9 protein-coding genes are annotated in these 12,369 nt (G+C 64.9%); 6 read left to right on the top strand and 3 right to left on the bottom strand.

The window, feature by feature from the left end:
• Positions 1-26: 26 nt before the first annotated feature.
• Both CEY11_RS20365 and pepN read right to left on the bottom strand, forming a co-directional pair.
• Positions 27-1,043 carry a class 1 fructose-bisphosphatase gene (locus CEY11_RS20365; protein ID WP_088605252.1) on the bottom strand — a complete coding sequence of 339 codons (1,017 nt, stop codon included), beginning with the start codon at positions 1,041-1,043 and terminating at the stop codon, positions 27-29.
• A 13-nt stretch (positions 1,044-1,056) separates the two neighbouring features.
• Positions 1,057-3,756 carry an aminopeptidase N gene (gene pepN, locus CEY11_RS20360; RefSeq protein WP_088605251.1) on the bottom strand — a complete coding sequence of 900 codons (2,700 nt, stop codon included), beginning with the start codon at positions 3,754-3,756 and terminating at the stop codon, positions 1,057-1,059.
• A gap of 343 nt (positions 3,757-4,099) precedes the next feature.
• On the opposite strand from pepN, the gene CEY11_RS20355 reads away from it, so the two are divergent.
• A complete protein-coding gene (locus CEY11_RS20355) occupies positions 4,100-4,750 on the top strand; it encodes a DUF4136 domain-containing protein (RefSeq protein ID WP_088605250.1) in 651 nt (216 codons plus the stop codon).
• Between the two features lie 101 nt (positions 4,751-4,851).
• Here CEY11_RS20355 and CEY11_RS20350 read toward each other — a convergent pair whose 3' ends face one another.
• Complete coding sequence (locus CEY11_RS20350) at positions 4,852-5,217, bottom strand: H-NS histone family protein (protein ID WP_088605249.1); 366 nt, start codon at positions 5,215-5,217, stop codon at positions 4,852-4,854.
• Between the two features lie 558 nt (positions 5,218-5,775).
• Between CEY11_RS20350 and CEY11_RS20345 the strand changes: the two genes are divergently transcribed.
• The 5 genes from CEY11_RS20345 (at position 5,776) to CEY11_RS20325 (ending at position 12,178) form a co-directional block, all read left to right on the top strand.
• A complete protein-coding gene (locus CEY11_RS20345; RefSeq protein ID WP_088605248.1) occupies positions 5,776-6,591 on the top strand; it encodes a carbon-nitrogen hydrolase family protein in 816 nt (271 codons plus the stop codon).
• A gap of 27 nt (positions 6,592-6,618) precedes the next feature.
• Complete coding sequence (tldD, locus tag CEY11_RS20340) at positions 6,619-8,082, top strand: metalloprotease TldD (RefSeq protein WP_088605247.1); 1,464 nt, start codon at positions 6,619-6,621, stop codon at positions 8,080-8,082.
• Between the two features lie 489 nt (positions 8,083-8,571).
• Positions 8,572-9,666 (top strand): 3-deoxy-7-phosphoheptulonate synthase AroG, encoded by a 1,095-nt coding sequence (aroG, locus tag CEY11_RS20335; protein WP_088605246.1) that lies wholly within the window; start codon positions 8,572-8,574, stop codon positions 9,664-9,666.
• An 11-nt stretch (positions 9,667-9,677) separates the two neighbouring features.
• Positions 9,678-10,631 carry a LysR family transcriptional regulator gene (locus CEY11_RS20330; RefSeq protein ID WP_088605245.1) on the top strand — a complete coding sequence of 318 codons (954 nt, stop codon included), beginning with the start codon at positions 9,678-9,680 and terminating at the stop codon, positions 10,629-10,631.
• A 92-nt stretch (positions 10,632-10,723) separates the two neighbouring features.
• A complete protein-coding gene (locus CEY11_RS20325; RefSeq protein ID WP_233155002.1) occupies positions 10,724-12,178 on the top strand; it encodes a sulfatase-like hydrolase/transferase in 1,455 nt (484 codons plus the stop codon).
• The last annotated feature ends 191 nt before the right edge of the window (positions 12,179-12,369 follow it).

The following is a 12,369-nucleotide window of genomic DNA, read 5'->3' as shown; positions in this document are numbered from 1 at the left end:
CTACCCGATTGCCGGCCGCCGGTTCTTCAGGCCTGATCCTGGTGGTAGCGCTGCACGCGCTCGACCTCGGCGCGCGAACCCAGCACCACGCCCACCCGCTGGTGCAGCGCTTCGGGCTGAATGTCGAGTATGCGCCGCGCGCCGTCGGTGGCTGCGCCGCCGGCCTGTTCGACGATGAAGCTCATGGGGTTGGCCTCGTACATGATGCGCAGCTTGCCGGCGCGCCCCGACGGGCGCGCATCGCGCGGGTACATGAAGATGCCGCCGCGGCTCAGGATGCGGTGCACGTCGGCCACCATCGAGGCGATCCAGCGCATGTTGTAGTCTTTGCCGAGCGGGCCGGTCTTGCCGGCCAGGCACTCGTCGATATAGCGCCGCACGGGGGTTTCCCAGTGGCGCATGTTCGACATATTGATGGCGAATTCACTGGTTTGCTCGGGAATGGTGATGTTGTCGTGGGTAAGCACCCACGAGCCCATTTCGCGATCCAGCGTGAAGCCCACCACGCCCGCGCCTACCGTCAGCACCAGCATGCTTTGCGGGCCGTAGACCGCATAGCCGGCCGCGACCTGCTCTTTGCCGGCCTGCAGGAAGTCCTGCTCGTCCACGGCACGGCCCGAGGAATGGTGCGGCGCGCGCAGCACCGAGAAGATGGTGCCGATCGACACATTGACGTCGATATTGGACGAGCCGTCCAGCGGATCGAACAGCAGCAGGTATTCGCCCTTGGGATAGCGGTTGGGGATGTGGTAGATGGTCTCCATTTCTTCGGACGCCATGGCCGCGAGGTGGCCACCCCATTCATTGGCTTCCAGCAAAATTTCATTGGACAGCACGTCCAGCTTTTTCTGTACTTCGCCCTGCACGTTTTCGGTTTCCAGGCTGCCCAGGACGCCGCCCAGGGCTCCCTTGCCCACGGCGTGGCCGATGGCCTTGCAGGCCCGCGCCACGGTTTCGATGAGCAGCCGTACCTCGGCCGACACGGCCTGTTTCTTGCGCTGCTGTTCGACGAGGTATTGAGTAAGGGTAGTCTTGCGTTTCAAGTGGGGCTCCCGGTCAGATCTTCAGGGCTTTGGTAATGATTTCGGACACGTTGCGCGACAGCGGGCTGTGCGACTGTATGGTTTCCAGCGCCTGGCGGATGGCGTCGCGATTGGCCGGTACGTAGCGTGCCCAGTTGTCGAAGGCGCGCGCCAGCCGGGCGGCGATTTCGGGGTTGATGCGATCCAGCGCCACCACCTGTTCGGCCCAGAACTGATAGCCTTCGGGCGTATGGGCGCCTTGCAGATTGTTCATGCAGAACTGGAAGATCAGCGAGCGGGCGCGGTTCGGGTTGCGCAGGGTGAATGCGGGGTGCAGCATCAGGGCGCGCACGGCTTCCACGCTGGTGGTGGGGGCGGTGGCCTGCAAGGTGAACCAGCGATCCACCACCAGCGGGTCTTGCTGCCACTGTTCGTAGAAATGGCCCAGTGCCTGCGTGGCGGCGGGCGTATCCGAAAAATTGACCAGAGCCGACAGGCCGCCCATGCGGTCGGTCATGTTGGCGGCCTCGTAGTACTGGTCGAGCGCCAGTTTGGGCGCCTGCGGGTGGGCGCCGGCCATCAGGTAGCTGAGTGCCAGGTTTTGCAGCGCGCGCCGCCCGGCCTGCAGGGCGTCCGGGTGGTATTCCTGCGGTTCGTCGGCGCACTCTTGGTAGATGCGTAGCCACGACGAGCCCAGTTCCGCGCCCAGTACGCCGCGCAGTTCGGCGCGTGCGTGCGCCACGGCCTGCGGATCCATGGGCGAGGTGCGCTCGAGCAGGATTTTTTCCGCCGGCAGTGTCAGGGCGCGCGCCTGGTAGGCGGGCGAAAGCGTCTTGTCGTCGAGCAGCGCGTGCCAGACCTGCACGAAACCGGGGTCGACCCGCGGCGGCTGGCCGGCCTGGATCGCTGCCACCAGCGCCAGCAACTGGCGCATGGCCAGCTCCTGGCCGGCTTCCCAACGGGCAAAGGGGTCGGTGTCGTGCCCGGCCAGCAGCGTCAGTTCGGCGTCGCTGTACGGGTATTCGACGATGACGGGCGCCGAGAAATTGCGCAGCAGCGACGGCACGGGGCGTTCGGGGATGCCGTCGAAGCTCCAGCTTTGGCTGGCGGCGGTAAGGTCGAGCAGCACCGTGTCGCGCGCCTGGCCTTCGTGCTGCAGGCTTAGGGCCTGCCCCTCGCGGCCCAGCAGGCCGAGGGCGAACGGGATGTGCAGCGGCGGCTTGGCGGCCGGCGGCACCTGCAGCTTCTCGATGCCGGCGGGCTCGCAGTGCTGGCTCAGCGTAATCGTGCAGCGGCCCAGCGCCTGGTCGTAGTCCATCTTGACCTGGACGCGCGGCGTGCCGGCCTGGGAATACCAGCGGCGGAACACCTCGAAATTCTTGCCGGGATGCTGGCGTGCGTAGACCGATTCCATGGCCGCGACGAAATCGTCGCAGGTGACGGCCGAGCCGTCGTGGCGGCGGAAATATTCTTCGAGCCCGGCACGGAAGCCCGCCTCGCCCAGCAGCGTGTGCTGCATGCGTATGACCTCGGCGCCTTTCTCGTACACGGTTGCGGTATAGAAGTTGCCGATTTCCTGGTAGCTTTCGGGGCGTATCGGGTGCGCCATCGGGCCGGCGTCCTCGGGAAACTGGGCGATGCGCAGTGTAGTGACATCGTCGATACGCTTGACGGCGCGCGCGCTGCGGGCCTCGGCCTCGGGCAGGTCGGCCGCCAGCATGTCGGCCGAGAATTCCTGGTCGCGGAAGACCGTCAGGCCTTCTTTCAGGGACAGCTGGAACCAGTCGCGGCAGGTGACCCGGTTGCCGGTCCAGTTATGGAAGTATTCGTGCCCGATCACCGCCTCGATGGCCCGGAAGCTGGCGTCGGTGGCGCTTTCGGCGTCCGCCAGCACATAGGCCGAATTGAAGATGTTCAGGCCCTTGTTTTCCATGGCGCCCATATTGAAGTCGCGCGCCGCCACGACCATGAAGCGATCCAGGTCGAGTTCCAGGCCGAAGCGCTGTTCGTCCCAGCGCACCGCGCGGGCCAGCGATTCCAGCGCCCATTCGGTCTTGTCGCGCGATTCCGGGTCGCTGTAGACCTGCAGCAGGGCCTCGCGGCCGCTGCGGGTGCGTATCGTTTGTTCGCGGCAGGCGAAGCCGCCGGCCACCAGGGCGAACAGGTAGCAGGGCTTGGGATGCGGGTCTTCCCAGACGGCCTCGTGGCGGCCGTCGTCCAGATCACGGCTTTGCAGCAGATTGCCGTTGGACAGCAGCAGCGGATAGCGGCTTTTGTCGGCGCGCAGCGTGACCCGGTAGCGCGACATGACGTCGGGGCGGTCCGGAAACCAGGTGATGCGGCGAAAGCCTTCCGCCTCGCACTGCGTGAACAGGCTGGCGCCCGATACGTACAGCCCCATGAGCGAGGAATTTTCGGCCGGCTTGCAGAGACTGGTGATTTCGACCACAAAAGCCGCCGAGCGCGGGAACAGGCGCAGGGTTTCGCCGCTTAGTTCATATTGATCGGCGCGCAGCGCCTGGCCGTCGATGGCCACCGACACCAGCTCGAGCTCGGAGCCGTCCAGTACCAGCGGCAGGTCGGCTGCGGCATCGGGCTTGCGCTGGAAGTGCAAGCGCGCGCTGACTTTGGTGGCTGCGGCGTCCAGATCGAACTCCAGTTCTACGTTCGGCAGCAGATAAGGGTAGGGCTGGTAGTCCAGCCGGGAAATCGTGGTGGGAATATCGGATCGCATGCGGGAATCTGCCAGTGGCGATAATCTATGATCTATGGAAATGGCCGGCGCATAGCGTTTTTGCGTAACAGGCTGCCCGCCCTCTGGGTGGGCTCGGGGTGCGCCGGCCGTAGTTTGAATATTGCTGCTATTGTAGTGGCAGCCGGCTCACGGCAATGCAACCTTTTCCGCTTACGAGCTGTCTCAGGACTACGGGGCTCGTGCCCGCGAGCCGCGCAAGCGTGGCCGTGCGGCGCCCGCGAGGCGGCGCGGCTGCCGGTATTCCAGGAATATTCGCCAGGGCCGCGGACGCGGCAGGCGGCCGGCCCATAGCTGTAAGCACAAAGAGCACAGAGGTAACATTATGTTGAAAATACTGGAACCCATCAGGGCGCTGAGATCAGGGGCGCCGCGCGCGGCTTTGGTGCTGGCCGCGCTGCTGCTCAGCGGCTGCGTGTCCACTATTTCCGCGCGTGTGACTTCATATCAGCGCTGGCCCGGAAATGTGCAGGGCCAGACCTATCGCATCGTGCCCGACGCGGCGCAAAGAAATAATCTGCAGTACCAGTCGTTTGCCGATATGCTGCGTGCCGCCATAGGGCCTACGGGCCTGGTGGAATCGCATACCTCGAGCGCGCGTTTCGATGTGGGATTCACATATTCGAGCGCCCCGATGCAGGCCTGGGTGCAGCGTTTTGCACCCGCTCCGTATTATTATTCCGGCCCTGGCTGGGGCGGTTACTGGGGCGGTTATTATGGGCCGTGGGGGCCGGGATATTATGGCGGGGCGGCGGTGGTCGACGTGCCGGTGCCGGCTTACCGTAATACGCTGACGGTTACCATTAAGGACAAGAGCAACCATGACGCCGAGGTTTACCGCAGCAGCGCGGTCAGCGTCAGCGGCGGAAACGACCTGCAGATGCTCATGCCATACTTGGCCCGAGCGGTATTCGACGGCTTTCCCGGCAATAATGGGCAAGTGCGCGATATCAATTACCCGATGGACAATTACTGACGCGCACTTGCCAGCGCTGCGCGCCCCGAGGGGCGCGCAAAAGAACTGCGCCGGTTTTGCGTCCCCGCGCTGGCGCAGCGGCAGGGGACGTGGCCTTCTGCTTATTCGACCAGGAATTCGTCGCGCTTGCGGCCTTCGGCTTCGGCGGCCAGTATCCAGCGCGGCGATTTGCCGCGGCCCGTCCAGGTCTCGCCCGTGTCGGGATGGCGATACTTGATTTGCACGACCTTCTTGGCGGCGGGCTTGGCGCCGGCCCTGGTGCCCGTCTTGGCGGTTTTGCCGGCTTTCTTGCGGCCGAATGCGTCGATGATTTCTTGCGGAGAAATATCGTACTCGTGCATGGAACGGATAATCGACTCGATTACCGGGGCGCGGCGCTTCACACGTAGATCGTGAGCCTTTTTCTGCAGCTTGACGATTTCTTTTTCGATTTTCGACTTGAGGGTGGCGTATGAGTCACGTGGCATGCTGTATTCCTGTGTGAAGAATCAGTTGATGTCGTTGAAAAAAATAGCTTTACCCCTGGTTTCCATGGTTTCGCCGCCATACGCAAGCCATGCATTGAATATCGGGGGCAATGATATGCAAGGCCTGCGGCTGCCGGTTCATCTGGGAAACTCTGGGAGTTGCGCGAGTAGCGCCGCTAAGTTTGAAAATGGATAATGGATTCGTGCGCATAAACCCCCCACTGGCGCCGAACTCTTATTCATGCCCCAAATGTTAGCATTAACTGAATGATTTTCCGCCCGCTTTAAGGATTATTTTTTATTTTCTATTTGTGTGTTACAGAATAAGGTAATGCGAGTAATAGGCGGCTGCGCAGTTTGGGGCCCGCCTGCGGGCGGGCATATGGCGGGCGCGATGCAACGCGGGTTTTGCGAAACATGAAAAACACGGCTGTCTTGCAGGCCGCTGTCTTGCAGGCCGTGCACATACTTGTAAACTTGTATTCTCGGCCCCAAATAGTCAATGATGGGGTCGTGCCGCGATGGGCCGGCTCCGCCTTCTACTAACACGAGTGCAACATGACGATCAAACCTGAGTTTCGCGTGGCAGCCGTCCAAACCGTATCGGCCGCCGATTGGCCCAGCAATCGCGACCAGGCCGCCGGCCTGATCGAGCGTGCCGCAGGCCAGGGTGCGGAACTGATTGCCCTGCCCGAATATTTCTGCCTGATGGGGCGGCGCGATACCGACAAGGTGCAAATGAAGGAACAGCCGGGGCAGGGCCCGATCCAGGATTTCCTGCGCCAGCAGGCCGAACGCCACCGCGTCTGGCTGGTGGGGGGCACGCTGCCGCTGGCCAGCCCCGACGCGGATCGCATCTACAACACCAGCCTGGTCTACGGCCCCGACGGCGAGTGCGTGGCGCGCTACGACAAGATCCACCTGTTCGGCTTCCGCAAGGGCGAAGAGTCCTATGACGAGTCGGTGTCCATCCGCCCCGGCTCGAATACGCCCCAGTCTTTCGACGCTCCTTGCGGCAAAGTGGGGCTGTCGATCTGCTACGACCTGCGCTTTCCCGAACTGTATCGGGCAATGGGGGAACTGAGCCTGATACTGGTGCCCGCGGCCTTTACCTACACCACCGGCTCGGCGCACTGGGAAATCCTGCTCAAGGCCCGGGCCATCGAGAACCAGTGCTACGTGCTGGCCCCGGCCCAGGGCGGCAAGCACGAAAATGGGCGGCGCACCTGGGGCCATTCTGTTCTAATAGATCCATGGGGCGAGATTATCGACGAGTGCCCCGAAGGCCCGGGCGTGGCCGCCGGCGTCATCGACCAGCAGCGCCTGGCCGAAGTACGCGCCTCGCTACCCGCCCTGAAACACCGCACCATGTGACATATGGCAAAACCCGCAAGCCGCATCATGAAACCTACCGATCCCGCCATCCAGGCCCTGGCCACCGCACGTTCCGTCCTGCTCGAGCCCTGGGGCCTGTCCGAATCCGACATGGCCCGCGCCCTGGGTGAAATCTGCACCCATTCGGTCGATTATGCCGACCTGTACTTCCAGTACACCCGCAGCGAGGGCTGGAGCCTCGAAGAAGGCATGGTCAAGACCGGCAGCTTCTCCATCGGCCAGGGCGTCGGGGTGCGTGCGGTCAGCGGCGAGAAAACGGCCTTCGCGTATTCCGACGTGCTGTCGGCCGACGCGCTGCTGTCGGCGGCGCGCACGGTGCGCAGCATCGGCCGCCAGGGCAGCGGGCGGCGCAAGGTTACGGCGGCGCAGCCGCCGGCCGGGCATGGCCTGTATGCGCCCATAGACCCCTTGAACACACTGCCGGCGCCCGACAAGGTGGCCCTGCTGGAACGCGTCGAGGCCATGGCGCGCAAGGCCGACCCGCGCATCATCCAGGTCATGGCCGGCCTGGGCGCCGAATACGACGTGATCCTGGTGGCCGGCAGCGACGGCCGCCTGATGGCCGACGTGCGGCCGCTGGTGCGCCTGTCCCTTACCGTAATCGCCGAGCACGGCGGGCGCCGCGAAATGGGCCACGGCGGCGGCGGCGGCCGGGTAGGGCTGGCCTACTTCACCGACGACATACTGCGCTCTTATGTAAAGCACGCGGTGCACGAGGCCTCGATCAACCTCCAGGCCCGGCCGGCGCCGGCCGGCGAAATGACCGTGGTGCTGGGCTCGGGCTGGCCCGGCATTTTGCTGCACGAGGCGGTGGGGCACGGGCTGGAAGGCGACTTCAACCGCAAGGGCTCGAGCGTATTCGCCGGACGCATCGGGCAGCGCGTCGCCTCCAAGGGCGTAACCGTCATCGACGACGGCACCCTGGCCGATCGCCGCGGCTCGCTGAACATCGACGACGAGGGCAATCCGACCCAGCGCAACGTGCTCATCGAAGACGGCGTGCTGCGCGGCTACATGCAAGACTCGACCAACGCGCGCCTGATGAAGACCGCGGTCACCGGCAACGGCCGGCGCGAATCCTTCGCGCACCTGCCCATGCCGCGCATGACCAATACCTACATGCTGGCGGGCAAGGAAGACCCCGCGGGCATCGTCGCCTCGGTCAAGAAGGGCCTGTACGCGGTCAATTTCGGCGGCGGCCAGGTGGACATCACCAGCGGCAAGTTCGTCTTTTCCGCGTCCGAAGCCTACATGATCGAAAATGGCAAGATCACCTATCCGGTCAAGGGCGCCACGCTTATCGGCAACGGCCCCGACGCCATGAACCGCGTCAGCATGATCGGCAATGATCTGCAGCTGGATTCGGGCGTCGGCACCTGCGGCAAGGAAGGGCAGAGCGTGCCGGTCGGCGTGGGCATGCCGACGGTGCGCATGGACGGCCTGACGGTGGGCGGCACGGCGCAAGCCTAGGCCCCGCTGCACGGCAAGGCGGCTGCACTGGCTGGCAAACCGGCGCCTGGCCTGGCCTGGCCTGGCCCGGGCTGGGCGAGGCCAGGCCAGGCCAGGCTTGGCGCGAGGCCAGTAGGCCAGTAGGCCAGTAACGCGAGGCCAGTAATAGTGTCGTCTTGGCGCCACGTTCGCCGCGTACCGATGGCCGCAGCGTTTGGCAGGCGCCCGTGACTGTGCTAGGATTTGAAAACCATGTACCGCGCTACCCAGTTTTTCTTCTTTTATTTTGCTTTTCCGAAACCGCTGGTGGAGGAAGGGAAGCGTCGTACCCGGTAAAAAAACCGAATTCCCCGAAAAAGCCGCCAGCTTCGCTAGGCGGCTTTTTTAATGCCGCCGTGCCCGGCAAATGCTTGCAAAGCAGCTTGAAAAGCAGCCTGAATAGCGGCCTGAAAGCGAACCGCCAGTGTGACGCCACACAGACGGTATGGCCATTAACCTTGGAGTCCAGCCGTGTTACACAATACCGACGATTTACGTATCCGCGAAATCAAGGAACTGAGCCCTCCGGCTCACGTCATGCGCGAATTCGCGTGCACCACGCAAATCTCCGACACGGTCTATCGAACCCGGCGCGCCGTGCACAATGTGCTGCACGGCGCCGATGACCGGCTGGTGGTGATTATCGGGCCGTGCTCCATCCATAATCCCGACGCCGCGCTGGAATATGCCAAGCGCCTGAGCGCAGAGCGCGAGCGCCACAAGGGCGAGCTGGAAATCATCATGCGTGTCTACTTCGAGAAGCCGCGTACGACGGTGGGCTGGAAGGGTCTGATCAACGACCCCATGCTCGACGGCAGCTTCAACATCAACCAGGGCTTGCGCACGGCCCGCGAGGTGCTGCTCGGCATCAACGGCCTGGGCCTGCCGGCCGGCTGTGAATTCCTGGATATGATCACGCCGCAGTACATCGCCGACCTGGTGTCCTGGGGCGCCATCGGCGCGCGCACCACCGAAAGCCAGGTGCACCGCGAGCTGGCTTCGGGGCTGTCGTGCCCGGTGGGCTTCAAGAACGGCACCGACGGCAACGTCAAGATCGCGGTCGACGCGATCAAGGCTGCTTCGCAGCCGCACCATTTTCTGTCGGTTACCAAGGGCGGGCACTCGGCCATCGTGTCCACCCTGGGCAACGAAGACTGCCATATCATCCTGCGCGGCGGCAAGGCGCCGAACTTCGATGCCGCCAGTGTCGAGCAGGCCTGCCAGTTCCTGGTCAAATCTTCGATGCGGCCGCGGCTGATGATCGACGCCAGCCACGCCAACAGCAGCAAAGACTACCGCAAGCAGCCCGAAGTCGTGCAGGACATCGCCCACCAGATCGAGCAGGGCGAAGAGCGGATCTTCGGCGTCATGGTGGAAAGCCATTTGCTTGGCGGACGCCAGGATCTGGTGCCGGGCCGGCCGCTGGTGTATGGCCAGAGCATCACCGACGGCTGCATCGATTGGGATGCGTCGGTGCAGGTGCTGGATCGGCTGGCGGCGGCGGTCGTCTCCCGCCGGCAGGCGCTCGAGTCCGCGGCTGTGGCCGGCGGCAATCTGGCCGCATAGAACGGCCGCACATGGCTCGCGCAGCGCCGCCGCCACCCCTGGCCAACGGCGCCAGGCTGACGCTGCGCCAGTTGCGGTATTTCATCGAGATCGTCAAGGCGGGCAGTTTGTCGGGCGCGTCGGGGCGCCTGGGTATCGCGCAGCCGGCGCTCAGCCAGCACATCGGCGCCATGGAAGACGCCCTGGGGGCGCGGCTGTTCGAGCGCCATGCGCGCGGCATGAAGATCACGGCCGAAGGCCAGCGCCTGTACGGCCGGGCTTTGTCCATACTGGATCAGCTCGGTGCGCTGCGCGAAGACGTGCGCGATGCCGCGGCCAATCCGCGCGGCCGCGTGCGCCTGGCGATCGCCGGCGCCCTGAGCACGGTGCTGGCCGCGCCGCTGCTGCGCGCCGTGAGCCAGCGTTACCCCGACATCCGCCTCGATCTGATGGAGGGCCTGTCGCAGCGGGTGGCCGAATTGATCGAATCGCGCACGGTGGATCTGGCCATCTTCCCTGGGGCTGCCGACATGGAAGGCGTAGCGGCGCGCCCCTTGTTTACCGAGAAACTGCATCTGTTCGGCACTCCGGGCAGCCTGCCGGGGCGGGGCAAAACGCTGCGCTATGCGCGGATCGCCGATTGCGCGCTGGTGGCCCCCGACCGCCGCCACGATCTGCGCAAAATATTGGAGCGCGAGGCGGTGGCCCAGGGCCTGCGCCTGGACGTGCGCTACGAGCTGAACAGCGCCGCCATGACGGTGTCGCTGATCAGGGAAGGGCTGGCCTGCGCCGTGCTGCCGCGCAGCGCCTTCGGGGGGATGCTGGCGGCCATGCCGGTGCAGTCGCGCCTGATCGTGGAGCCGCAGCTCAGCCGCGTGCAGTCGCTGGTCTGGTCGCAGGATAGGCCGCTGGGCTCGGCCGCCCGGGCGCTGGTCGACCTGGTTGCAGAAGTGGTCGAGCAAGCGCACGCGCGGCAAGACATATAAGTTTTTCGATATAGGTTCCAGAAAAATATTGTATTTGTGCTGCCTTGCCCGGCTTCCCATAATAGGGGCGTGCAATGACTGCGGGAGGCCCCGTGCAACAGCAGCGAAATATGGTGATCGTCATGTCCGACGAGCACGATCCGAGAATGATGGGTTGTTCCGGCCACCCGTTCGTAAGTACGCCCGCGCTGGACGCATTGGCCGCCGGCGGAGTGCGTTTCAGCAATGCTTATACCCCCAGCCCGATTTGCGTGCCGGCCCGCGCGGCTTTTGCCACCGGCTGCCGCGTACACCGCATCGGCTATTGGGACAACGCCATGGCCTACGACGGCGCCCAGCGCGGCTGGGGCCATGCGCTGCAGGATCGCGGCATCCGGGTCGAAAGCATAGGCAAGCTGCACTACCGGGCCGAAGAAGATCCCGCCGGCTTCGATGCGGAGCACATCCCCATGCACGTCGTGGGCGGCCACGGCATGGTCTGGGCCTCGATACGCGACCCCTACGTGTCGCGCCCGGACGGCCCGCGCATGCTGGGCGAGCGTATCGGCCCCGGCGAATCGCCCTACACGGCCTACGATAGATCCGTGACCGGCCAGGCCTGCGACTGGCTGCAAGCAGCCGCGCGGCGCGGCCAGCCCTTTGTGCTGTACGTAGGCCTGGTGGCGCCGCATTTCCCGCTGATTGCGCCGCCGCAGTTCTATGCGCCCTACGAGGCCATGGCGCTGCCCGAGCCCAAGCTTCTGCCGCGCGACGGCTACGTGCGCCACCCCTGGGTGCAGGAATATGTGGATTTCATGGATTCCGAAAGCCGCTTCCGCAGCCCCGAAGAGCGGCGCATGGCTTTTGCCGCCTACTACGGGTTATGCAGCTGGCTGGATCACAACGTCGGCTGTATCACCGATGCCTTGCGCCAGGCCGGGCTGGATGACAGCACCTACGTTGTATATACGTCGGATCATGGCGAGAACCTCGGCGCGCGTGGGGTGTGGGGCAAGTCGACCCTGTACCAGGAAAGTGTATGCGTGCCCATGATCCTGTCCGGCCCGGGGCTGGCGCCGGGGGTTTGCGAGGCGCCGGTGGATCTGCTGGATCTGTACCCGACCATATTGCAGGCCGCCGGCGTCGATCCGCTGCCGTTGATGGAAGGGCGCCCGGGGCGCTCGCTGTTCGAGACCGCCGCCGATCCCGACCCGCAGCGGCCGGTGTTCAGTGAATATCATGCCGCGGGCAGCAACAGCGCCGGCTATATGCTGCGCAAGGGGCGCTGGAAGTACCACTACTACGTGCGCCATCGCCCCGAGCTGTTCGATTTGCAGGCCGACCCCGAAGAGTTGCGGGATCTGGCGGGCGACCCGGCGCATGCCGCGGTGCTGGCGGAAATGCATGCCGCGCTGCTGGAGATTGTCGACCCCGAGGCGACCGACCGGCGCGCCAAGCGCGACCAGCGCGCCATGATAGAGCGGCTCGGCGGCCCGCAGCGGGCGGCGAGCCTGGGCGCCCCGGGCGCCACGCCCGCGCCTCGCACCGGGCAGGGCGAGCGGCCCTGAGCCGCGCGTCGCCCCGCAGCTTCGACAAAAACCTGGATGGAGACCAAGGCCATGAATATCGAGCCAGCTATATTTTCCCGCCTGTGCAAATGCTTGTACGGATATTCCCGCCGCCACCGGAGCCTGGACTCGGGCGCTGAGCCGGCATCGGCCGCGGCGTCGCGGCCGCGCACACCGCGGCGCCGCCTGGC

Source organism: Candidimonas nitroreducens, assembly GCF_002209565.1.
Lineage (GTDB): Bacteria > Pseudomonadota > Gammaproteobacteria > Burkholderiales > Burkholderiaceae_B > Candidimonas > Candidimonas nitroreducens.
Note: the sequence above shows the minus strand (reverse complement) of the source record. Positions and strands in the feature narration are given on the sequence as shown.